Annotated in this window: 21 protein-coding genes, 1 tRNA gene and 3 pseudogenes; 12 read left to right on the forward strand and 13 right to left on the reverse strand. The window is 66.8% G+C overall.

Annotated features, from left to right (window positions below):
• Positions 1–86: 86 nt before the first annotated feature.
• Together THIX_RS24010 and THIX_RS24015 are read left to right on the forward strand one after the other, a co-directional pair.
• Complete coding sequence (locus THIX_RS24010) at positions 87–314, forward strand: hypothetical protein (RefSeq protein WP_233224721.1); 228 nt, start codon at positions 87–89, stop codon at positions 312–314.
• Between the two features lie 14 nt (positions 315–328).
• Positions 329–493: pseudogene (locus THIX_RS24015) on the forward strand (malic enzyme-like NAD(P)-binding protein); the annotation flags it as partial.
• Positions 494–599: 106 nt separating this feature from the next.
• Here the strand turns inward: THIX_RS24015 and THIX_RS06650 are convergent.
• The 9 genes and pseudogenes from THIX_RS06650 to THIX_RS06695 form a co-directional block, all read right to left on the reverse strand.
• Positions 600–1481 (reverse strand): polysaccharide deacetylase family protein, encoded by an 882-nt coding sequence (locus tag THIX_RS06650; RefSeq protein WP_112485599.1) that lies wholly within the window; start codon positions 1479–1481, stop codon positions 600–602.
• A 10-nt stretch (positions 1482–1491) separates the two neighbouring features.
• Complete coding sequence (locus THIX_RS06655; RefSeq protein ID WP_199195245.1) at positions 1492–3870, reverse strand: MMPL family transporter; 2379 nt, start codon at positions 3868–3870, stop codon at positions 1492–1494.
• Positions 3867–4484, reverse strand: a complete 618-nt coding sequence (locus THIX_RS06660) for a LolA-related protein (RefSeq protein ID WP_233224436.1) — start codon at positions 4482–4484, stop codon at positions 3867–3869. Before THIX_RS06660 ends, THIX_RS06655 begins: the two co-directional genes overlap by 4 nt.
• Positions 4485–4509: 25 nt before the next feature.
• The gene (locus tag THIX_RS06665; RefSeq protein WP_233224722.1) at positions 4510–5376 is read right to left on the reverse strand and encodes an acyl-CoA synthetase; all 867 of its coding nucleotides are present in this window, start codon (positions 5374–5376) and stop codon (positions 4510–4512) included.
• Positions 5377–5507: 131 nt separating this feature from the next.
• Positions 5508–7233 (reverse strand): annotated as a pseudogene (locus tag THIX_RS06675) (AMP-binding protein).
• A 23-nt stretch (positions 7234–7256) separates the two neighbouring features.
• Positions 7257–7976, reverse strand: a complete 720-nt coding sequence (locus tag THIX_RS06680) for a hypothetical protein (protein ID WP_112485603.1) — start codon at positions 7974–7976, stop codon at positions 7257–7259.
• Positions 7973–8263: a phosphopantetheine-binding protein gene (locus THIX_RS06685; protein WP_112485604.1), complete on the reverse strand. Its 291-nt coding sequence runs from the start codon at positions 8261–8263 to the stop codon at positions 7973–7975. The genes THIX_RS06680 and THIX_RS06685 overlap by 4 nt, the downstream gene beginning before the upstream one ends.
• Before the next feature lie 230 nt (positions 8264–8493).
• Complete coding sequence (locus tag THIX_RS06690) at positions 8494–8778, reverse strand: hypothetical protein (protein ID WP_112485605.1); 285 nt, start codon at positions 8776–8778, stop codon at positions 8494–8496.
• A 119-nt stretch (positions 8779–8897) separates the two neighbouring features.
• Entirely contained in the window at positions 8898–9284 is a 387-nt protein-coding gene (locus THIX_RS06695; RefSeq protein ID WP_112485606.1) for a hypothetical protein, read from the reverse strand.
• Between the two features lie 189 nt (positions 9285–9473).
• Here THIX_RS06695 and THIX_RS22930 point away from each other — a divergent pair, with 189 nt between their 5' ends.
• The 5 genes from THIX_RS22930 to THIX_RS06715 all read left to right on the forward strand — a co-directional run bounded on the left by THIX_RS22930 (position 9474) and on the right by THIX_RS06715 (position 14323).
• Positions 9474–9665 carry a hypothetical protein gene (locus THIX_RS22930; RefSeq protein WP_146748467.1) on the forward strand — a complete coding sequence of 64 codons (192 nt, stop codon included), beginning with the start codon at positions 9474–9476 and terminating at the stop codon, positions 9663–9665.
• Positions 9647–10363 carry a phosphatase PAP2 family protein gene (locus THIX_RS06700; protein ID WP_112485607.1) on the forward strand — a complete coding sequence of 239 codons (717 nt, stop codon included), beginning with the start codon at positions 9647–9649 and terminating at the stop codon, positions 10361–10363. Before THIX_RS22930 ends, THIX_RS06700 begins: the two co-directional genes overlap by 19 nt.
• Positions 10364–10570: 207 nt before the next feature.
• A complete protein-coding gene (locus THIX_RS06705; protein ID WP_112485608.1) occupies positions 10571–12352 on the forward strand; it encodes a glutamine--tRNA ligase/YqeY domain fusion protein in 1782 nt (593 codons plus the stop codon).
• Between the two features lie 7 nt (positions 12353–12359).
• Positions 12360–13169: a 2OG-Fe dioxygenase family protein gene (locus tag THIX_RS06710; RefSeq protein WP_112485609.1), complete on the forward strand. Its 810-nt coding sequence runs from the start codon at positions 12360–12362 to the stop codon at positions 13167–13169.
• A gap of 122 nt (positions 13170–13291) precedes the next feature.
• Positions 13292–14323 (forward strand): isocitrate/isopropylmalate family dehydrogenase, encoded by a 1032-nt coding sequence (locus THIX_RS06715; RefSeq protein WP_112485610.1) that lies wholly within the window; start codon positions 13292–13294, stop codon positions 14321–14323.
• A 54-nt stretch (positions 14324–14377) separates the two neighbouring features.
• Here the strand turns inward: THIX_RS06715 and phaZ are convergent, their stop codons facing one another.
• On the reverse strand, positions 14378–15412 hold the full coding sequence (gene phaZ / locus THIX_RS06720) for a polyhydroxyalkanoate depolymerase (RefSeq protein WP_112485611.1): 1035 nt from the start codon (positions 15410–15412) through the stop codon (positions 14378–14380).
• 344 nt (positions 15413–15756) lie between these two features.
• On the opposite strand from phaZ, the gene THIX_RS06725 reads away from it, so the two are divergent.
• Positions 15757–16410, forward strand: coding sequence for a glutathione S-transferase family protein (locus THIX_RS06725; protein WP_112485612.1), 654 nt, complete (start codon positions 15757–15759; stop codon positions 16408–16410).
• Positions 16411–16463: 53 nt separating this feature from the next.
• Here THIX_RS06725 and THIX_RS06730 read toward each other — a convergent pair.
• Together THIX_RS06730 and THIX_RS06735 are read right to left on the reverse strand one after the other, a co-directional pair.
• Positions 16464–16894 (reverse strand): annotated as a pseudogene (locus THIX_RS06730) (cupin).
• 126 nt (positions 16895–17020) lie between these two features.
• Positions 17021–17422, reverse strand: a complete 402-nt coding sequence (locus THIX_RS06735; protein WP_112485613.1) for a hypothetical protein — start codon at positions 17420–17422, stop codon at positions 17021–17023.
• Positions 17423–17982: 560 nt separating this feature from the next.
• Between THIX_RS06735 and THIX_RS06740 the strand changes: the two genes are divergently transcribed.
• Genes THIX_RS06740 through THIX_RS06750 form a run of 3 tightly spaced genes read left to right on the forward strand, consistent with a single transcriptional unit; the run spans position 17983 to position 20247 of the window.
• Positions 17983–18435 (forward strand): nuclear transport factor 2 family protein, encoded by a 453-nt coding sequence (locus THIX_RS06740; protein ID WP_112488216.1) that lies wholly within the window; start codon positions 17983–17985, stop codon positions 18433–18435.
• 50 nt (positions 18436–18485) lie between these two features.
• Positions 18486–19619 (forward strand): YheT family hydrolase, encoded by a 1134-nt coding sequence (locus THIX_RS06745; RefSeq protein WP_112488217.1) that lies wholly within the window; start codon positions 18486–18488, stop codon positions 19617–19619.
• A gap of 31 nt (positions 19620–19650) precedes the next feature.
• Positions 19651–20247 carry a DUF2946 family protein gene (locus THIX_RS06750; RefSeq protein WP_112485614.1) on the forward strand — a complete coding sequence of 199 codons (597 nt, stop codon included), beginning with the start codon at positions 19651–19653 and terminating at the stop codon, positions 20245–20247.
• Positions 20248–20384: 137 nt separating this feature from the next.
• Here THIX_RS06750 and THIX_RS06755 read toward each other — a convergent pair whose 3' ends face one another.
• Complete coding sequence (locus THIX_RS06755) at positions 20385–21017, reverse strand: cytochrome c5 family protein (protein ID WP_112485615.1); 633 nt, start codon at positions 21015–21017, stop codon at positions 20385–20387.
• 236 nt (positions 21018–21253) lie between these two features.
• Between THIX_RS06755 and THIX_RS06760 the strand changes: the two genes are divergently transcribed.
• Positions 21254–21329 (forward strand) — tRNA-Arg (locus tag THIX_RS06760).
• Positions 21330–21463: the final 134 nt, after the last annotated feature.

The raw sequence follows: 21463 nt of genomic DNA on the forward strand, positions 1-21463 counted from the left end.
CGGCATGGAAGTCCTGCACGACCCGGCGCTCAACAAGTCCACGGGTTTCACCGAGGCGGTTCATCTGCGTCACGAATGCCGGCCGCATCCTCGGACTGGGCGACCTGGGCGCCAACGGCATGGGCTCCCGATCGGCAAGCTGCAGCTCGACGCATTCGTCGACGCGGTTCAGGATGTCTTTCCGAACTGCTGCCTCCACTTCGAGGACTGGACGGGTGTCGACGCCATTGCCCTGCTGGCGCGCTACCGCAACAAAGTCTCCTGCTACAACGACGACATTCAGGGCACCGCCGGTGTCACGCTTGCGGGCCTGATCAACGCGCTCAAGATCACCGGCGGCGAACTCAAGGGGCAGCGCATCCTCTTTCTGGGCGCCGGCCCCGCCGCCATTGGCCTTGCCGACCTGATCGTCTCGGCATTGAGGCAACAGGGCGTCGCGCCTGAGGTGGCACGGCAGCAAATCCGTCTTTTCGATACCCAGGGCCTGGTGGTCGCGGATCGGCCCAATCTTCCCGCGCACGAGTTGCCCTACGCGCACCCATTGGCCGCCAGCAAACCGTTCGTGGCGGATCAGCGAGTTCCCGCGCTGGCATCACGGCTCATGGCCGAGCCGGGGCGGAAGCGAGCGGGGGCAGGGGGGACGAGGTCGTGGCGCAGGCCGCGTGCAGCGTCACCGCGCGCAAGCCCGCTTGGCGCAAGGCGGCCAGCAGCGGCGGCAGCACGTCGAGAATGACCGGCCGGCCGCTGGCGGCGCGCGCGGCGTGACCATCGTGCAGCAGCAGGATGTCGCCGGCGCGCAGATTGCGCAGCAGCCGCCGGGTGACGATGGCCGGATCGCGCTCGTGGGTGTCGAACCCGCGCCGCGTCCAACTCGCCAGACGCAAATTCAACCGCGCCAGCACGGGCCACAGAAACGGGTTGCGAAAACCGGCCGGGGCGCGGAAAAACTGCGGCACGCGCCCGGTCACTGCGCAGAGCGCGGCTTGCCCGGCCTGCAACTCGCGCGCATAACCACGCGGCCCGAGCAGCGAGAAGCTGTGGCGATGCTGCGCGCTGTGGTTTTCCACCGCATGGCCGCGCCGCACAATGTCGCGGCACAACTCCGGGTGGGCGAGGGCGCGGCTGCCGATGCAGAAAAACGTGGCCTGCACGCCGTGGGCATCGAGCAGATCGAGCACTGCCGGGGTCACGTCCGGATCGGGGCCATCGTCGATGGTCAGTGCGACCTCGCCGCGCGCGATGGCAGCCTCCGGCAGCCGGATCAGATTCGGGCCGAGCCACTGGCCGCGCGGCCACAGGCTCGCGGCGGTGATGAGCCCATGACTGAGGATCACGGCCCCCAGCGCCCATGGCCACAACGCTGGCCGCACGATGACGCCGACCGGGGCGGCGGCGTGCACCGCGAGCGCGAACAGCACCAGCGGCGTGGGTCGCCAGATGGATGGCGGGGGCGTTGAGATGCCGGTGAGCGTGTCGGGCATGGGCGTTCGATTATGCCGCCGGCGTGGCCGTATGCACGGCCTCGCTGCTCGTTGCCGGGGGCGCGGACAACATGGCCGAGAACAGCAGCGCGAGCAAGGCCCCGGGGCCGACCGTGGCGCCCAGCGCCTCCAACACGGGCACGCCCGAGAACAGCAGCGGGCCGAAGCCGGCCACGGTGGTGAGATTGGCGAACAGCAGCGAGGCCAGGGTGCGCGGCGCGATGCCGCCGCCTTCGGCATGGCCACGGTCGAAAAACAGCGCGTAGTTCGAGCCGACCGCGACGATGAGCATCATGCCGACGAGGTGGAGCAAGGTGAGCTGAATGCCCGCCAGCAACAGGCCCGCAGCCACCACGACCACCGCGGCCAGCAGCGGCGCCAGCACGCGCGCGACCCGCAGCGGCGAACGCAGGGCGACGAGCAGCAGCAAGGCGATGGCGGCCAGCCCGGCGAGCGACAACCACGCGGTGGCCCGCAGATAGCTGTCGTACAGCCCGGTGCTGGCGTCGCCGAGGTTGATGTAGCTGGCCTGTGTGCCCGCCAGTGCGGCGGCGACGCGCGCACCGTTGATCGACCCCGAGCTTGGCGCGCGCAGCGGCAGCAGCGCGGACCAGTGGCCATTCGCGGCTCGCAGCAGCACGCCGTTCAGGGCCAGCGCGAAGGAGGTGTGGGCGAGGTCGCTGCGGGTCAGCGGCGCGGCATGGCGTGCGGCTTCCACGTCGCGCACAAAGGGCGCGAACAGCGCGGGCTTGACCGGCAGGCCTTGCACCGCGGCATCCACGCGCCGTTGCAGCTCAGGGCCCGGGGGCAGGGCGGCCTGGCGCGCGCGCTGCGTCGCCAGGCTGGGAAGGAAACGCGCCGGGGTGTCGAAGCCGGCAATGGCGCCCCGCGCCTGCAGCGCCTGCAGGCGCGGAGCGATGCGCTCGGCAGCGGCCAGCGCGGCGTCGGCGCTGTCGCCGCTCACCACCACCAGATCGGCGGAGTCGGGGGCGCCGATCTGGCGGCGCAACTGCGCGTCCAGCGCCAGCGACGCCGGGCTCAAGGGACTGAGTGCCGAGAGCCGCGTGTTCCACAGATGCTGGCGCTGCAGCAGCAACACGGAGCACGCGATGACCACCAGCACGGCCAGTACCCAGCGCGAGCGCCGCAGCCTCGCCACGGCGTGCAACAGGCGCTGGCCGATGGCGCTCAAATCACGCACGGCAAACCCACGCGGCAGCAGATGCGGCAGGACGAAGCGGGTGACCAGGGACGCCGTCACCAGACCGGCGATGGAATAGGCGCCGAGCTGGGCCAGGCCGGGGAAGTCCGACAGCAGCAAGGTGGCGAAGCCGACCACCGAGGTCAGCATGCCCAGGCGGATGGTGGGCCAGAAGCGCTGCACCCAGGCGCTGCCGCCGCCGGCCTCGCTGGACTGCACGAACAGGTAGATGGAATAGTCCACCGCCTCGCCCATCAGTGTGGTGCCGAAACCCAGCGTGATGCCCTGCACCACGCCAAAGCCCAGACCGACCGCGGCGATCGCCACGAGCACACCGGACAGCACCGGCAGCAAACCCAGCAGCAGCACCGGCAGCGAACGGTACACCAGCAACAGCATGGTGATGATGAGCAGGCTGCCGATGAGCGAGACGCGCTCGGCCGCGCCCTTGATGGTGGCGCGCGATTGCACCGCGAACACCCCCGGGCCGCTCAGCACCAGACTGGCCTGCGCCGCGCTCGGCCCGAGGCTGCGTTGCGCGTCGGCAAAGGCGCTGCGCACGCTGGCGATGGCGGCCTGCTGCGCATCGGTATCGGTCCCGGGGGCGCTGGTCAGTAGCAGCAGCAGCGCGCGCGCGTCCTTGGGCGCCGCCCAGACGCCGTCCACCATGTGTGGCTGGGCGCCAGAGGACAGGCTGCCGAGCAGTTGCAAGGTGGCGCCGGTGGGGTCTGCAGGCAGCAGTTTTTTGAGGCCGACGCCCATGGGCGAGGCGAGCTGGTCGATGCTGTTTTGCATGGCCTGGTGCAGCCCGGCAGCGCTGAAGGCCTGCGGCGTGGTGTTGGGGCTGAGCACGTAGCGATACTTCAACAACAGCTTGTAGTCACGCTGCGCATCGACCGGCTCGCCGTTGTTCACCGAGGCGAAGGCGCGATGGCTGCGCAGGCGCTGCGCCAGGGCCTTGGACAGCGCAGCGCGGGTGGACGCATGGGCGCCGTCGATGCCGACCAGGATGAGGCGCGAAATCATGCCGTCGCGCAACTGGTCCACCAGCACCTGTTGCTGGGCGTCGGGCGCGCGCGGCAGGAAGGCCGACATGTCGGCTGTGAAGCGGCTGTGGGTGATGACCACGACGCTGGCTGCGAGCGCGGCCAGCCACAGCAGCAGCGCGGGCAGGGCGCGGCGGGTCACGGGTCAGTCCGCTCGCGGATGGTCATCAGGGAGTGGTCGCCGTCGGTCTGTTGCACGGCGATGCTGCGCACCTGGCCCTGGTGCCCGTCGATGCGAATGGCGCGCACCCGCTTCCGCGCCCGGGCGTCCACCGGCACGAGGTTCAAGGTCCATTGCGCGGCGTCGCCGCTCAGGCTGACGACGTAGTCGCGCTGCAGCACCTTGCGGTCACCGTTGAGCGTGGCGCGGATGCTGTCCACCAGCACGGCGATGTCCGGATGATCGTCCAGGCTGAGCTGGTGGCTGCGGCCGCCGAGTTCCACGGTGAGCTGGTTGGCCAGGAGGATGATGGTCTGCGGCTTGGGTTTGAGGGTGCGCATTTCCAGGAAATCTGGCGCGGCGAAACGCAGCTCGCCCGACGACTCGATGGGCGCGTCGAGCATGGCCATGGTCTTGGTTTCGACGAAGCTGGCGCGGCCCGATTTGTGTTGCGCCAGCGCCTGCATCAGCGCGTCGAGGTTCCATTCAGCCGCATGGCTCGGCAGTGCCAGCCACGGGGCCGCAAACAGCACCATGGCCAGGAGCAGGCGGCGGCGGTCGGGGATACTGGCGGGAGTCAGGTGGGTGCGATGCATGGGCGTTGCGGCAAGTGGCGGGTGTTCACAGCTCCTTGGGGCCGGCGGCCTCGGCGGCCGGGCCTTGCCAGAAGTCGTAGAAATTGAACCAGTTGTAGGGGGCGGCGTGGCAGTGCGCCTGCAGTTGCGCCACATAGCGCGCCAGCGCTGCGTCGATGGCAGCGGCACGCTCGCCGCGGGTGCAGGCGGAGAAGTCCGACAGGGGGAGGAAATGCACGTCGTAACGGTTGCCGCCGTGATAGACGCCGGCCATGAAAATCACCGGCCGGCGCAGCAGTGCGGCGATGCGCAGCGGCCCGCGCGGCCAAGGCGCGGGCTGGCCGAGGAAAGGCAGCGTGGCGGTGGTGTCGTCGTGCAGCGAACGGTCGGCGAGGATGCCGACCACGGCGCCGGCGTCCAGCCGTTCGTGCAGGCGCAGCATCGAGCCCACCTGGCCGAGTGGAATGATGTCGTGCGCGGCGGCGGGGTTGATGGCGTGCAACGCGGCGTTGATCTTGCGCGCGTTGTCGGCATACATCAGCAGCGAAACGGGGATGCCGCCTTGCTGCCGCGCCAGCGCGCGCAACACCTCGAAGCTGCCGAAATGCGCGCCCATCAGAAAGGCCCCCTGACCCTGGGCAAGCACGGCGTCGACATGCTCGATGCCATGCACCCGGATGTCGAACAGATCGGAGCGATCGTTGAGCAGATAGATCCGGTCGTGGATGGTGGAGGCGAAGCAGTGCACGTGGCGGAAGCCGTCCGCCCAGTTCGCGTCACGCCCCAGCACGCGCTTGAGATATTGGCGTGAAGCGCGCCGCGCGCTGGGCGCGAACAGCACGAAATAAGCGGCGACGCCGAGCAGCACGAGGCGCCCGATGCGCCGCCCCAGGCGCAGCGAAATCCAGGCCATGAGGCGCAGGGTGAACTGGTTGCTGCGCTCGCCATCGTTTGCCCAGGCGGCACGCGGCGCGACTGGCGGCGCGGGCGGCAAGCCCGCAGCTTGCCGGGCCTGCTGCGCATCGAGGTGGGACGGCCGGGTGTTCATGGTTCAGCGGGAGCCTTCGCGGCGCCGGCGCGCGTGCCTTGCAAACTGCCGCTGGCCACCTTGCGCGTGCCGGCAAGCAGATCGAAGCGCGTGCCGCCGTCCGGCGTCGCCGCGTGCTGCAGCAGCAGATTTTCGCCGGCTTGCACCACGCTGAGGAACTTCACCGTGCCGATGCGGCACGGCCCCGCGCTGAAGTCCTGCGCAGCGCCGAGATGATGGAGCGCTGCGTCGAGCAGCAGCACTCCGGGCACGATGGGGCGGCCGGGAAAATGACCGGCGAAGGCGGGATGCCCGGGCGCGTAGCCAGGCAGTTCGACGCCAGCCAAACGCTGGGCCGGGTCTGGCGCGGGCGGTTCAGCGCGCATCCGTCACGGCCTCGCGAAGCTTGGATGGAGGCAAGGACGCCGCCAATGCGGCCAGCTCCGCGCGCGGCAGCTTGCCGGTGGCATTGCGCGGCAGCGCATCGACCACCACCAGCGGGCGCGGCAGAAATGCCGGGTCGACGCGTTGGCGCAGGGCGGCGAGCAGGTCTTCGCGGCGCAGGCCCGGAGCGACGACGAAGGCCATCAGCCGGGTGACGTCGGAGTCGTTTCCGGCCGGCATGAAAAACGCGCCGTCGTGCACGCCGGGGATGGTGCCGAGCTGGTGGTTGAGGTAGGCCAGCGAGCTGCGCCTGCCGGCGATGTTGACCATGTCGGCGCTGCGCCCGAGCAGACGAAAATGCTGCGCGTCGAGCAGTTCGATGACGTCGTTGAGTGCGATGGGATCGAGCACGTGGCCGCCACTGGCCACGGTGACGCCGGCGGCATCGGTGTGCAGGGTCACCCCCGGGAACAGTTCCCAGATGTCGCTCTGCGCCGTGCGCCGGGTGGCGATCTGGCCGGTCTCGGTCGAACCGTAAATTTCCAGCAGCGGCGCGCCCAGGCGGGCCTCGACCTCGTGCGCCAGCTCCAGCGCCAAGGGCGCGGTGGCGCTGAGCACGGCGGCCACGGGCGGCAGGCTCACGTCCGCCGCGAGCAGAGCGCGCAGATGCACCGGGGTGGTGACGAGCAGGCGCGGCGCGGGCACGCGGGCCAGTGCCGCGGCGATGTCGGCCGGGTAGAACGGATGCGCCGCGCCCAGCGCCACGCCGCCCTGCAGCGCGAGCAGCAAGGTGGACTCGAACCCGTACATATGCTGCGGCGGCACGGTGCCCACCAGGGTGTGGCGTGCGCCCGTGTGCAGTCCGAGCCTGGCCGCGCTAGCCGGAATGCTGCTGGCCAAGGCACCCCAGGTCTTGCGGTGGGGGATGGGGGCGCCGGTGGACCCGGAGGTGAACACATGCGCAACCACCCGATCGGCAGCGATCATCGGCATGGCAAGCGCTTCCCCGGGGGCGGGGATGCTGCAGGGCTCGGGGTAGGGCATGTACGGCAGGTCGAAGTCGCAAGGCGCGTCGCTCAGGCAGAACACATCTGGGGCGAAGGCGCGCAGTTGCGCCGCGGTGTCTGGCGTGCGCGTGGACGGCAGCAGGCTGACCCTGCCGCTCACCAACGCGGCGGCAAAGCCCACACCAAAACAGTAGCGGTCGCGGCAGGTGTTGAGCACGTGCTGGCTGGGCGGCATGGCGGCGGCCACCTGCCGCACGTCGTGCAGGAAATCGCGCGCGAGAATGGGTTTGCCTTCGCGCCAGGCGAACACGGCGTCGAGGTCGGGCGTCGAAACCAGCGGCAGTTGCATCATGTCGAAGCCCAGCTGTGCCGGTCTCAGCGCCGCTCGGCGGATGGCGTGGCGAAGGGCTCGGCCGCGGCGGCCTGCGCGCGTGCCGCATCGCGCCGGGTGGCCGTCTCCACGCTATAGCGCGCATAAGCCCGAATCGCTTCGATCGGCCCGGTGCGTTCGTGCGCAGGCAGGGCGCGCAGTCGCACCAGGTATTCGGCGACGAACAGCGCCAGCACCAGCAAGGGAGACAACAGATTGGCGAATAGGGCCCATGTCGGCAGCGGCGTGGCGACGAACAGGACGAGCGAGCTCAGCGTCATGGCAGCGAAAAAAAGCGTCCAGGCCCAGGTCACGCCGCGGGTGTAGCGCGCAACCCGCGCTGAAATGCTGCCATGGGCAATCTGGGCAAAGCGGCTGACCAAGGGGGTGGAGCCGGGCCGCAGCGTGCGTCCGAACATGAAAGCCAGCAAGCCCAGAGTCCCTGCATGCTGCAGCAGGTAGGCCCAGTCGTAATGCTGCAGCATGGCTGTGCGCTGGTTCCACAGCAGCCAGGCGCTCGGCACAGCCAGCAGCAACACGGCGAAGCGGTGCGCGGACTGCCAGACCAACCAGCCCAGCAGGGCCAGAAGTGGCGCAAAAGCGACGATGGCCGCCGGGATGTTGGGTTGGGGCGCGCGCGCCCCAAGATAGGCCAGCAGCGGATAGGCCACGCACAGCGCGGCGGCGACGGCCCCGCGCAGGAAGCCGGAGCGTGTTGCGATCACGGGTTTCTCAGTGCGGCCACATGGTTGGCCAGGTGGCGCAAGGAGCTGAAGATACGGTGGTTGTCGGCGTCATCGGCGCGCAATTGCACCCCGTATTGCTTGGAAACGACGAGGGCAATTTCCAGGATGTCGATCGAATCCAGGCCCAGGCCATCCCCATAGAGCGGTGCGTCCGGGTCGATGTCGGCGGCTGCGGTCTCGAGATTGAGCGAGGCGACGACGAGCTGCGCGATGTCCAGGATGAAAGCGGGATCGGCAGGGGATTGGACGGTCAGAGAATCGGACATGGGGCTGCCAAAAGGCTCAAAAAACAAAGCAAATCAAGGCGTCATCATAAAAGATCAAGCCTTGTGCCCGGGCATTCGGGCCATATCCCACCCCATGCCGAGGTCTGGCGCAGGCGACCGGTTTGGAACGTCAACCCAAAGGGGCGATGACGGTGAGATGGGCCGGTCCCATCCCACCTTGCTTCTCAATCACCCCGCAAGCCGACAGTGAAGTGGCTTGCAATCGCCGATCAATGGCGCTCGTCGTCGTCGTCCTCACGCCCCCAGCCCCTATGCCAACCACGGTCTGGATGCCACGGGCGATTGTAGACGCCATAGCTGATATATCCTGGGTAGTAGGTGACTGCAGGTGGTGGGGCGTAATACACCGGGGGAGCGGGGTAGACGTTGCCGAAATTGGCAGCCACACCCGGCCCGCCGACGCCCAGCGACCAATACACCCCGTCGGCATGAGCGGCAGGTGCCAGCGCGGCTGTGGCGCTCAGGGTCAAAGCCAATAAAGATGTGCGAAGCATGATGGTTCTCCGAAGAGGTCTGCCTTGTGTATGCGATATCAACGCGGCGAAGCGGCCAATGGAGACAGCACGCCCCACATAAATCTGACAAAACGTGACAGAACTAAGAGGCCGATCCATCAGTCGTTGTCATGCTTCCAGTGCCGACGCTCCCGTCTCTCATGTTTCCATGCATGCCAGTCATGGCGGTCGGGGCGGGGCCACCAGCCTGGATACGCGGCCTGCGCATAGCCATAGGGGTAGCCGTTGTAGGCCACCACAGGTGGGCGTGGCGCAACCCGGTACCTGATTGGAGGTGGTGCGTACTCAACCGGGGGAGGCGCATAGACGACAGGCGGCGCATACACCATGGGTGGCGGAGCGGGGTAGGCGATGGGCGGCGGCACATTGAAGGCCACGGCCGGCAGACCGACCGAAACGGACCACCAGACGTCGCCGGCATGGGCATTTGGAGCGCTGAAAACGGCGGCTGTTGCCGCCAGTCCAAGCAGGGTTTGTCGCAGCATGAGGGATCTCCCAAGTTGTAGCCTTCAACGCCGGCTTTGGGCGCCTTGCCGACAAGTTCAAGGAAAATTTTTGCCTTCGCTACACAGCCATGCCGCTGGTTTTTCTGGCTGCCGTGACGCGACGCGCTGCTAGCATGTGCCGACCTTATCAGCGGGCAAAAAACCGTGGGAACTCAGAGGGATGCATGCTTGCCCAACTCATCCAGCAAGGCCTCTGCGGTGACCTGGGCGACGTCCGCCATGACCACCAACGAGGCGGTGCGGCCGCTGGCCCAGGCCCATGCGGAGTTGGCCGGGTACGGCAGCCATGCCAGCCTGATCGCACGCCGCGTGGCGGCTGAGGCGCGGGGCGGGAGCCGATCATGGCCTTATCGAGTGTGAACGAGTCCCCGGCTGCTCCGACTGCGGGCGCACTGGCGTTGCAGACATGGCGCACCATGATGCGTCATGTCTGGTTCAAGTCCGTCGGCACCACGGCGTTCACCTGGGTGTTTTTTCTGGCCTACTTTGCGTTGCTCAAACATCCGCACGGAGCGGTCACGGTCATGCCCATGACGGCCCTCGACCGCTGGATCGGGTTTCAGCCCTGGACCCTGCCGTTCTATTTCTCGCTGTGGTTGTACGTGAGCTTGCCGCCAGCCTTGATGGCGACGCGGCGCGAGATCACAGGCTTTGGCGCGCGCATGGCCATCGTCTGCCTGATCGGCCTGGGCGTGTTCTATGTCTGGCCCACCCAGGTGCCTGCATTCCCCATCAACTGGGCGCAGCATCCCGGCTTCGCGATTTTGCGCGGGGTCGACGCGGCCGGTAACGCCTTTCCGTCCCTGCATGTGGCCACGGCGGTGTTTGCCGCTTTCTGGCTGGACTGGATGGCGCCGGCGCTGGGCTTCGGCAGGCGCATGCGTCGCCTCAACATACTGTGGTGCGCGCTGATCGTCTTCTCGACCCTGGCGACCAAGCAGCATGTCGTGGTCGACGCGATTGCTGGAACCTTGCTGGGTGCATCCGTGGCCTGGGCCACGAGGCCGCGCGCCCCCTCCCGCTTCGCCAGAGCCATGCAGACCGCGCCGGGTCATTGACGCCATGGCCGAGACCGATGCCGATCCCATCGAGCTTGACGAGAGCGCATCCAGGGCCTGCTGCATGGCATCAACGACGCGTTGGCGAGCGTTGCGATTCTGGCCGTCAACACGCCGCGCCATGCCCTTGGCATGCGAAGACTTTCGCCATGAGGGCTCCCTCGTCGCCGCGCTTGACGGAAAATTGCTCTTTTCACATCATTTCCCATGCAACCCACGGATCTACCCAGTAGCCCCAAGGCTTCCAACTTCCTGCGCCAGATCATCGAGGCCGACCTGGCGAGCGGGCGCGATGCCGGCCGGCGCTTCGCCGGCGTGCCGGGCGACGCGCAACAGCTCGCCGAGGCGCCGTTCGATGCTGCGCGCATTCGCACCCGCTTTCCTCCCGAGCCCAATGGTTATCTGCACATCGGCCATGCCAAGAGCATCTGCCTGAACTTCGGGCTGGCGCAAGACTATGGCGGCGTGTGCCACCTGCGCTTCGACGACACCAACCCCGAGAAGGAAGACGACGAATACGTCCACGCCATCCGCGACGCGGTGCGCTGGCTGGGTTTCGACTGGGTGGCTGGCGGGGTGAATCACGAATATTTCGCCAGCGACTACTTCGATCTCATGTGGCGAGCCGCCTGCGCCCTGATCGACGCCGGCCTGGCCTATGTCGACGAACAAAGCGCCGATGGGATGCGCCGCAACCGCGGAACCCTCACCGAGCCCGGTGTGGCCAGCCCCTGGCGCGACCGCCCAGCCGCCGAGAGCCGGCGACGCTTCGAGGCGATGCGTGCTGGCCAGCACCCGGAAGGCAGCATGGTGCTGCGGGCGAAAATCGACATGGCCTCGCCCAACATCAACCTGCGCGATCCGGCCATCTACCGCATCAAGTTCGCCGAGCATCACCGCACCGGCAACGCCTGGTGCATCTACCCGATGTACACCTTCGCCCACCCCATCGAGGACGCGCTGGAACGCATCACCCACAGCATCTGCACGCTCGAATTCGAAGACCAGCGCCCGTTCTACGACTGGGTGCTGGGCAAACTGGCCGACCTCGGCGTGCTCGCCCGGCCGCTACCGCACCAGCATGAGTTCGCCCGCCTCAACCTCGGCTATGTCGTCACCAGCAAACGCAAGCTGGCGCAACTGGTGAACGAAGGCCATGTGGCCGGCTGGGACGACCCGCGCCTGCCCACCATCGCCGGGCTGCGCCGCCGCGGCTACACCGCAGCCAGCCTGCGTTTGTTCGCCGAGCGCATCGGCGTGACTAAGTCCGATTCATGGATCGACTACGCCACGCTCGAAGGCGCGCTGCGCGAAGACCTCGATCCGCTGGCCGCGCGCGCCATGGCCGTGCTCGACCCCGTCAGGCTCGTGCTCACCAACTGGGACGCGCTGATGGGCGCCGGCATGCTGGACGATTGCCAGGCTCCTGTGCATCCCCACCATCCCGAGTGGGGCACGCGCCACTTCAAGTTCGGCCGCGAGCTGTGGATCGAGCGCGACGACTTTGTGCTCGATCCGCCCAAAGGCTTTTTCCGCCTGTTTCCCGGCAGCCGCGTGCGCCTGAAATACGGCCATGTGATCGAGTGCACCGGCGCCACGCTGGATGCGCAAGGCCGGGTGACGGAAGTGCAGGCCACCCTGGTTGCCGACACCAAAAGCGGCACGCCCGGCGCCGCAGCGGTGAAGGTCAAGGGCGTCATCACCTGGGTGGCCGCGGCCGATGCCTTGTCCGCCGAAGTGCGCCTGTACGAGCGCCTGTTCACCGAGGCCCAGCCGGATGCCGGCGGGCGCGATTTTCTCTCCATGCTCAACCCCGAGAGCCTGCGCATCGCGCAAGCCTGGGTCGAACCCGGCCAAGCCTCGACCCAGCCGGGGCAGAGCGTGCAGTTCGAGCGCCACGGCTATTTCGTGGCCGACGCGAAAGACCATGCGCCCGGCCATCTGGTGTTCAACCGCACCGCCACGCTCAAAGACGGTTGGGGCAAGTGAGCCAGCCATGAACCGCGGGCTCACCACCTTGGACGAGGCTGTCGCCGGTTTTGCCGCCGGCGGCGAGCCTGCGGCAGGCAACCATGCCGACGCCGCAGAGCGCCTGTGCGCCGCGGGCTACGCCGTGCTGTCGGCCGCCGAATTGGCGGCGTTGTGCGGCCTGGGCGCGCAAGCCTGCGACCAGGCCGCCGCCTACTGGAACGCACTGCCGCCGGACAGCTATCTGAAAGACGGCGGGCATTACCGCAGCCGCCGCCACGCCAGCTACATCCACAAGCTGCGAGCCGCCGCGGGCGAGAACGAGTTGGCCTTGGCGCCGCACCGCGCCCATTACCAGCCCACCACCTACAACGCCCTGCACGGCGGCATGCTGCGCTGGTACGCGCCGCTCGACGCGGGCTTGCTGGCCTTGCCCTGCATGGCGGCACTGCTGCTCGGGCTGGGGCGCCTGTTCGCGCAATTGCGGCCACAGCGGCAATGGTTTGTCGAAGCCCACCAATTCCGTATCGACACCCACGAAGGCATAGGCCGCCCCACGCCCGAGGGCGCGCATCGCGACGGGGTCGACTTCGTCGCCGTCATCCTGGTGCAGCGCCACGGCATTCGCGGTGGCGAAACCCGCGTGTTCCAGGCCGACGGACCTCACGGCGTGCGTTTCACCCTGGAGCAGCCGTGGAGCGCGCTGCTGATGGACGACAGCCGCGTGATCCACGAATCCACCCCCATCCTGCCCACGGATCCGACCCAACCCGGCTGGCGCGACACCCTGGTGCTGACTTGGCGCGCAGGGGGCTTTTTGGAGCCCGGTCAGGGCTGAGAAGGGCTTGGCGGCGCAGTCGTGGCGCATCGGCCCGGGCGGGGCATTCATGGGCACGGCTTATGCTTACAGGCTGCCTGCGGACCTTTTCTGCAGGCAGCCTTTTCATTGTTGGAGACTCCATGAGCACACGCATTCCCGCCACCCTGATTGCCGGCGACGGCATCGGTCCCGAGATCATGGACGCGACGCTGGCCGCGCTGGCCGCGCTGCAAGCGCCGTTCGACTGGGACGTGCAGGTGGCCGGCCTGGCCGGGGTGCATGCCGCGGGCGACCCGTTGCCGCCGGTCACGCTCGACAGCATTCGCCGCACCCGCCTGGCGCTCAAGGGCCCGCTGGAAACGCCCTCCGGCGGCGGCTACCGCTCCAGCAATGTGCGCCTGCGCGAGGCCTTCAAGCTCTATGCCAATATGCGCCCGACCAAGACCATGGTGCCGGGCGGACGCTTCGACGACATCGACCTGCTGGTGTTTCGCGAGAACGTCGAAGGGCTGTACATGGGCTACGAGCATTACATCCCGATCAACGACGACCCGCACGCCGTGGCCATCGCCACCGGGGTGAACACCCGGCAGGGCGCGCTCAACATCCTGAACTACACCTTCCAAACCGCCATTGCCCTCGGGCGCAAGAAAGTGACGGTGGTGCACAAGGCCAACATCATGAAGGCGCTCACCGGCATCTTCCTGGAAACCGCCTATCAGTTGCATGGCGAGAAGTACGCCGGGCGGATCGATCTGGACAACGTCATCGTCGACGCCTGCTGCATGAAACTGGTGATCAACCCCTGGCAATTCGACACCCTGGTCACAACCAACTTGTTCGGCGATATTTTGTCGGACCTGGCCGCCGGGCTGGTGGGCGGGCTGGGCATGGCGCCAGGCGCGAACATCGGCCAGGATGCGGCCATCTTCGAGGCGGTGCACGGCTCGGCGCCCGACATCGCCGGCAAGGGTTTGGCCAACCCCATCGCGCTGATGCTGGCCGCGGCGCTGATGCTCGACCACGTCAAGCTGCACGACAAGGCCACGCGCCTGCGCCAGGCCATCTCCGGCACGCTCAATGTGGACAAGGTTCGCACCGGCGACCTCGGCGGCAACGCCGACACCAAGACCTTCACAGCGGCCATCGTCAGCCGTATCAAGAACGGCTGACGCACCCTGCGCTGCGCCCTCTCCGCAGGCGGGGAGGTTCTTTGGCGCAACACATTACTCCCTCCCAACCTTCCCCAGACGTGGGGGAGGGGCTTCTCCCCTGTGGTGCGCACCACGGGGGACGTTGCGGACCACGGGATAGATCTGCTGCTGCCAGCGCTTGCCGCTGAACACGCCGTAATGCCCCACGCCCGCCTGGACGTAATGCGTGCGCTGGCAAGGGTGGATGTTGCTGCAAGGGTCCTGCGCAGCCAGGGTCTGGACGAGTGTGCAGATGTCGTCGCGCCCGCCTTCCACCGTGAGCAGCGCGGTGTTGCGAATGGCTGCGGGTCGTACCGGACGATCGCGGAAGGTGAGGGCGCCGCGCGGCAGGTCGTAGTCCTGAAACACGGCGGCTTCCAGATCGAACCCGTCGGGCGGATCGGCCACGGCGAAACACTCCTTGTAGAACTTGCGGGTGGACTGGGCGCGGTCGGTATTGCCCTCCACCAGGTCGTCGAAATACTGGCGGAACATGCCGGTGTGGCGCTCCAGGTTCATGTTGAGAAAAGCCGTGAGTTGCAGGAAGCTCGGGTAGACATCCCGCCCGGCACCTTTGCACTGCAGTGGCACCGGGCTGACCAGGTTTTGCGCGAACCGTTCGATGGGCTTCGAAGTGGCCAGCGGGTTGACCCCGGTGGGGCTGATGCGGCAGTCGACGGGCCCGGCCATCAGGGTCAGGCTGGCGGGCGTGGCGGGGTTGCGGTCCTCGGCCATCAGCGCGGTGGCGGCCAGTGCCGGCACGCTGGGCTGGCAGATGGCCATGAGGTGCGAGCCGGGGCCGATGACCTCGAGGAAGCGCATCAGGTGCCCGGTGTATTCGTCCAGACCGAAGCGGCCTTCGCGCAGTGGCACGTCGCGGGCGTTGTGCCAGTCGGTGATGTAGACATCATGGTCCTGCAGCATGGTGCGTGCGGTTTCGCGCAGCAGCGTGGCGAAGTGCCCGGAGATGAGCGCGACGATGAGCGCAGCCGGTCCCGGGTGCTCCATGCCCTTGCGAAAATGCAGCAGGGCGCAAAAGGGCGTGACGGCGGCCTGTTCATCAGGCATGGCTATGGTGCGTCACGCCATGCAGGTGCGGCCATGCGCGCGAACTCGCGCAGAGGCCAAAGCATGTCGGCCTGGGTTTCGTCGGTTTGGTCGAGCATGGCGGTCTCACGGGTTGAAACGGCGTTGCCGCTCGCGGTCGTCTGGGCGCCCTGTGTCGATGGCTGGGGTGCTTGTTCAAGCAAGCAAGTTTCAAGCCGTTTGCCCGTGCATCCAGGGAACTCGGTCGCTTCTCCGGGCCAAGCTGACGCGGCCTGGCGGCCCGCGCTGGCACAGCGCTTGCTTGGAATCTGACATGGACCGGGCATCGCCGCCGGTCCTGGCATACACACAGCGGAGACGAGGCCATGGCGTGCACCACGCTCAGCATCAGCAGCAAGAATTACTCGTCCTGGTCGCTACGGGGTTGGCTGCTCGCCAAGTTCGCCAAGCTGGATTTCGACGAAATCCTGGTCTCGCCCGACGCCGCCGGAGCGCGCCAGGAATTGTTGCTGTTGTCGCCCTCCATCCTGGTGCCTTGCCTGACGCACAACGGCATCAAGGTGTGGGATACCCTGGCCATTGCCGAGTACCTCAACGAGGTCAAGCCCAAGGCCGGCCTGCTGCCCGAAACCCTGGCGATGCGCGCGCATTGCCGCGCCATCAGTGGCGAGATGCATTCCGGCTTCGCCAACCTGCGCTCGGCCCTGCCCATGAACCTCAAGCGCCATTACCCCGGCTACAAGGTATGGGCCCGGGCGCAAGCCGATATCGAGCGCATTCTCGCCATCTGGCACGAATGCCTGACGACTTACGGCGGCCCGTTCCTGTTCGGCAAGCGCGGCATGGCCGACGCCATGTACGCCCCGGTGGTGACCCGCTTCATGACCTACGACGTGGCGCTCGATGGCGCCTGCACCGCGTATGCCGCACGCATCATGTCCATGCCGGAAATGCAGGAATGGCTGGCCGCTGCGAGCCGGGAGCACACCGACATCGACGAACTCGATAGGGAGTTCTGAAGCTGGCTGCTCCGTGCCTGCGGCGCACAGGTCATGGTGCCCGGCACCGCAAGCTATTTCCAGGGCGTGGGTGGTGGAATCGCGCAAGGGCCTTCGGCATCGACCGTGCCGAAGTCGGCCGGGCCGACGATTTCCAGATACTCCATGCCGGGCGAGTCGTCGTAGAGGCAATGCAAGATGCCCGGGCATTGATGCGCACCACGTCGCCTGCCGCCACCAGCGTGTCCTGGTCCTCGTACATGAAGCGCGCCCAGTCCTTGGTCATGATGACGATCTGGAAGTCGGCCGCATGGAAATGCCAGCCGGTGCCGCCAGTCTCGGGCGGGATGTCGGTGGCCTTCACCAGATGGGAAACCACTCGGCCATTGGTGGCCTCCTTGATGCCCGGATCGCGGTCGTGGAAAAAATCGCGCAGGCCCTCGCCCTTGAACACGGTATCGCCTGGCCTGACATGCGAAAATTTGGTCTTGACGCTGTCCAACATGACCGGTCTCCGGGAACGAAAAACGCCTCAGGAACATGCATAAGCCGTTCCAGCGGACTCAAGTCGGTGACGTCTGCAGCGATTCAGGCGATGGCGGCAAGCAACTTCACGCGGCACGCGACACGCTCACCAACGCAAATAGTGCGCCGTGGTGCCGCTCTGCGCCCGGATGGTGCGCAACTGGCCGTCATGGCGCCCCTCGATGGTGTAGGTGCCCGCTGGTGCCTTGAGGTAGCACAACGGCCCGCCAACGGTGAACTTGGCCAGGGTCTTGCCGTTTTGCATGACCTTCACCGGCACATTGGCCAGATACTCCCCTTGCGGCCCCTTCACCATCCAGAAGCCGAGGTTGAACTTGGCGGCTTGCGCCTGCATTTTCTGCAGGGAACCTTGGCCGACGCCGCCACAGACGTACTGGATGGAACCCTGGGTATGGATGGCAGCGGCATGGGCTTGCGAGGCAGCCAGGGGCAGCAAGGCCGCGGCCAGGAGGGCGACACATTTCAGGGATGTTGGAAAGTGTTTCATGATGGCAACTCCTTGGAATGACAGGAACAACCGCCGTGCGACCGCACGATGGCCTGCAAGACTGCAGGCCATCGTGGCCGCCATGGCGCCTCGGCCCGAATGAAGAGAGCCCGCCCATGCCATGTTCGCGAACGCAGCAAAGCGTTGGCAGGCACCGGGCAGGCCAGTCCACCCCGATGGGCCGTTGAGCAAGAGGCGGTCTCATCGTGATGAGACTTGCCGAAGTCATGATCGGTTTCCCGCTGCGAGGCTTTAGGCCAGGTTTGTGCCCGGTTTTTAAGCCAGATTTAATCGGCCGTCGCGATGGCTCTGGCGGCATCCTGGCGTGTCTTTCTTTGCGGGCCAACCCAGGGCCGGCCGGCGGATCTTGCGATGTGCCCGTGCGCTTCGCACAGCTCGCGCTTCGCTTGAGCGGCACGCGTGCCCTTGCCGCCAGGCCTGGGTGTCGCGACAGGGGCCGCGAGTGGGTTTGAAACGGTGGTGTTCAAATCAAGTCTGCAACGGTGCTGGAGTTGCCGCTGCCGTGCAGTTGTGTCGAACCGAACATCGAGGAGTGCTTCATGCCACGCGCAACATCGCAGCGAGCAGGTTTGCAAAGCTCGGCGGAAGCCGCCGAGGCCGCCTTTTACGAGGCCCTGCAAATGGCCGATGTGGATGCGCTCATGCGGGTCTGGGCCGATGAGGACGATCTGGTCTGCGTGCATCCGGGCGGCCCGCGCCTCGTCGGCCCGGCAGCCATACGCGCCAGCTTCGAGCAACTGTTCGCGGTTGGCCCGGTGCGCATCACGCCCGAGCGGGTGCTGCGCACCATCACCCTGGGTGGCGCCGTGCACAACGTGGTCGAGCGCGTGCTGGTGCAGAGCGATCCGGGGGAGCAGCAGTTCGCCTTCGTGCTCGCCACCAATGTCTACATCAAGACACCCGACGGCTGGCGCCTGGTGCTGCACCACGCCAGCCCCGGTACGGCCCACGAAGCGGCCGAAGTCATGGCCACTTCGGAGCGTCTGCATTGAAGCGTGGCCACGACTCGACCGCTGACGTTGCCGGCCCGGCCGATGCAGCCATGTCCGTCGCAGCGCCGAGCACCATCGATACGTTCAACGGGCCGCAGCCGGCTGCCTACACCGCGCCGTGCTGGCTGCCTGGAGGCCAGGCTCAGACCATCTGGCCGGCGCTGTTTTCGCGTCCCATGAGACAAGGCACGGCTGACCGAAGTTTTGTCATTCCCCCTGGGGGGCGGCTGCCGCAAGGCAGAGGGCTGGGAGCCCTCACGGCAACGCCCATCCCAGCGCTCGCCTGGATGCGCGAACGCTGGGATACGCCCGATGGCGATTTCATCGATGTCGATCGCATCGATCCCGTTGCGCCAGTTGCGCGCGTGGCTGACGCAGCATCAGCACCAAGGCCGTTGCTGGTGCTGTTTCATGGCCTGGAAGGTTCATCTCGCAGCCACTATGCGCAGGCCACCGCGCAGGCCTGCCGGCTTGCCGGCTGGCGCACGGCCGTGCCGCATTTCCGCGGCTGTTCCGGCGAACTCAACCGCGCGCCACGCGCCTACCACTCGGGCGACTGGCAGGAGGTCGACTGGGTCCTGCGGCGGTTTCGCAGCTCGCATGCCGGCCCCATCTACGCGGCCGGCATCTCGCTCGGCGGCAACGCCTTGTTGCGCTGGGCTCAAGAGGCAGGCACGCAGGCAGCCGCAGTCGTCCAGGCGCTGGCCAGCGTCAGCGCTCCGATGGACTTGGCAGCTGGTGGCGCGGCCATTTCCCGCGGCTTCAACCGCAGGGTGTACACGCCCATGTTCCTGCGCACACTCAAGCCCAAGGCGCTGGCCATGATCCGCCTGCATCCGGGCGTGGCCGATGAGCAGGCCATTGCCACCGCTCGTGACCTGTACGACTTCGACAACGCCTTCACCGCACCCGTGCATGGCTTTCGGGATGCCGGCGACTACTGGCTCCGCGCCTCCAGCAAACCCCACCTCGCCAGCATCCGCCTGCCGGCGCTGGTCATCAATGCCCGCAACGACCCCTTTCTGCCGGCGGCGGCCTTGCCTGCAGCCGGCGAAGTTGCCCCTGGTGTGTGGCTGGAGCAACCCGAGCAAGGCGGCCATGTCGGTTTTGCCCAGGGACCTATCCCGGGGCACATTGCATGGATGCCGCAACGCCTGCTGCATTTTTTCCAGCATGGTGTTTGAGCGTCCGGGCATTTCTTGGTCAACAACAGCCATGGATGAACTGGTTCGCAAGGCCCTGTTGCGTTGGCCCAATGTTCCAGCCTGTACCGGCTGGCTGGCGCTGGATGCGCGCGGGCAGTGGTGGATCCGCGACGCGGAGATTCACCCCTGGCCGCGCGATGCCCAGGGCCGGCTCGACAAAGCCGGGGCCAGCCGCGTGCTGCACGAAAAATTGATCGACTTCATCCAGCGCAATTACGCGGCGGATGAACGCGGCTACTGGTTTTTTCAGAACGGGCCGCAGCGTGTTTATGTGGATCTGGAAGCCGCACCGCTGGTGCTGCGCTTGCAGGTTGGCGAGAGCCTCGACGACCTGCCCCGCTGGCAGACCCATACCGGCAAGCCCTGCGACATCAGCGCTGGGTATGTCGATGCCCTCGGGCGGCTGTTTTTTGCCAGCAGCGAAGGGCCGGGCATTGTCCATAGCCTGGATACGAGCCTCCTGGCGCCCTGGCTGGACGATACGCTGCGCCTGCTGTCCCTGCCTGGGTTCGCGCCCATGGTTTTGGAACCCATGTCGGCCCCGGATTTGCGCAGCCGCCTCGGTTTTCAAATCCAGCCATCCGCACATGTCGATGGCTTGACGTGAGCGCGCCGCCCGGCGCGCCATCCGCCGCCTGCCCATCCGAGACCGCACCCACGAAAAAGCCCGCGAGATGCGGGCTTTTTCGTGGGTGCCTGCCAAGGCGCGAACGGGGCGCCTTGGCCATGCCTGGCGAGGTGTTGCTATGACTTCGCCGCCGCCACCATGTAGTCCACCGCGGCCTTCACGTCCGCATCGCTGGCGGTGCTGCCACCCTTGGGCGGCATCATGCCGCGCTTGCCGGTGTAGCCGTGAATGGCGCGGTCGTAAAGCACCGGTACGCCTTGCGCGATGATCGGCGCCCAGGCATCCTTGTCGCCAAATTTCGGCGCACCCGCAATGCCTGCACCATGACAGGCAATGCAGGTCGACTCATACAACGTCTTGCCTGCATCGGCGCTGGCAACGGTGACCGCCGCTGCCGCTGGGGCGCCGCCGGCGGGTTGCGAGGCCGCCGCCGCAGTCGCTGTGGCCGAAGCCGCCGGGGCCGGCGCAGCGCTCGACATGGACGCTGCATTGGCCTGCGAAGCGGCTTTTGCGCTGGAAGCGACGGCAACTTGTCCCACAGCTGCAACGCGCTGATCGACAGCCGCCGTCGACAGGGACAAGGATCCTGCCGGAGGCACGGTTTCGTCCGAGATGAAATGCACGATCAATAGCAAGACAATGACAGGCGTGGCAAAACCCACCAGCAAAATGATGATGGTCTTGCGCAGCGTGGATGCGAATGGCAGTTCGCCGCTTTCGTTGGAAGACTGGGATGGATGTTCGCTCATGATCAACGCGTGGTTATGAAATAGGTCTGGATGGTGAAACCTGCCGCATGATATGGCCTACGCGCATCGTTTTGGTCACACTCGCCGCAAACAGCGCTACTGATACACTCGCATGTTGATTTTCATCACCATAAGCTCGATGTAGAAGGGTCGGTTGCCCTGTTTTGTTGAAGGGAAAAAGCGCTTAGCGACAAGTTGCCGAACGCGCCGCCTGCACCACCGCAACATCGAGATCCGCGCCCGTAGCTCAGTGGATAGAGTATTGGCCTCCGAAGCCAAGGGCCGCTGGTTCGATTCCAGCCGGGCGCGCCAGATTCCTCTTAAAAACAACCATTGGCAGAGAATCCTCTGGGGAATTCCTGCGCCCACTGGCAGCGAATGCCATCTCCTTGGCCGCTGAATGCTTGAGGCTGGCGGCTCATTGCATGGACCCTCCGGAGACATCC

Origin of the sequence: Thiomonas sp. X19 (assembly GCF_900089495.1) — a bacterium.
Taxonomy (GTDB): domain Bacteria; phylum Pseudomonadota; class Gammaproteobacteria; order Burkholderiales; family Burkholderiaceae_C; genus Thiomonas_A.

Excerpts from the sequence above, each read along its gene's own strand:
- THIX_RS06735 (WP_112485613.1), bottom strand. The coding sequence starts at position 17,422 with ATGAAACACTTTCCAACATCCCTGAAATGTGTCGCCCTCCTGGCCGCG.
- THIX_RS06685 (WP_112485604.1), bottom strand. The coding sequence starts at position 8,263 with ATGTCCGATTCTCTGACCGTCCAATCCCCTGCCGATCCCGCTTTCATC.
- THIX_RS06650 (WP_112485599.1), bottom strand. The coding sequence starts at position 1,481 with ATGCCCGACACGCTCACCGGCATCTCAACGCCCCCGCCATCCATCTGG.
- THIX_RS06665 (WP_233224722.1), bottom strand. The coding sequence starts at position 5,376 with ATGGCCTGGATTTCGCTGCGCCTGGGGCGGCGCATCGGGCGCCTCGTG.
- THIX_RS06660 (WP_233224436.1), bottom strand. The coding sequence starts at position 4,484 with ATGCATCGCACCCACCTGACTCCCGCCAGTATCCCCGACCGCCGCCGC.
- THIX_RS06695 (WP_112485606.1), bottom strand. The coding sequence starts at position 9,284 with ATGCTGCGACAAACCCTGCTTGGACTGGCGGCAACAGCCGCCGTTTTC.
- phaZ (WP_112485611.1), bottom strand. The coding sequence starts at position 15,412 with ATGCCTGATGAACAGGCCGCCGTCACGCCCTTTTGCGCCCTGCTGCAT.
- THIX_RS06745 (WP_112488217.1), top strand. The coding sequence starts at position 18,486 with ATGTCCGTCGCAGCGCCGAGCACCATCGATACGTTCAACGGGCCGCAG.
- THIX_RS06755 (WP_112485615.1), bottom strand. The coding sequence starts at position 21,017 with ATGAGCGAACATCCATCCCAGTCTTCCAACGAAAGCGGCGAACTGCCA.
- THIX_RS06690 (WP_112485605.1), bottom strand. The coding sequence starts at position 8,778 with ATGCTTCGCACATCTTTATTGGCTTTGACCCTGAGCGCCACAGCCGCG.
- THIX_RS06710 (WP_112485609.1), top strand. The coding sequence starts at position 12,360 with ATGAACCGCGGGCTCACCACCTTGGACGAGGCTGTCGCCGGTTTTGCC.
- THIX_RS06715 (WP_112485610.1), top strand. The coding sequence starts at position 13,292 with ATGAGCACACGCATTCCCGCCACCCTGATTGCCGGCGACGGCATCGGT.
- THIX_RS06700 (WP_112485607.1), top strand. The coding sequence starts at position 9,647 with ATGGCCTTATCGAGTGTGAACGAGTCCCCGGCTGCTCCGACTGCGGGC.
- THIX_RS06740 (WP_112488216.1), top strand. The coding sequence starts at position 17,983 with ATGCCACGCGCAACATCGCAGCGAGCAGGTTTGCAAAGCTCGGCGGAA.
- THIX_RS06705 (WP_112485608.1), top strand. The coding sequence starts at position 10,571 with ATGCAACCCACGGATCTACCCAGTAGCCCCAAGGCTTCCAACTTCCTG.
- THIX_RS06725 (WP_112485612.1), top strand. The coding sequence starts at position 15,757 with ATGGCGTGCACCACGCTCAGCATCAGCAGCAAGAATTACTCGTCCTGG.
- THIX_RS06750 (WP_112485614.1), top strand. The coding sequence starts at position 19,651 with ATGGATGAACTGGTTCGCAAGGCCCTGTTGCGTTGGCCCAATGTTCCA.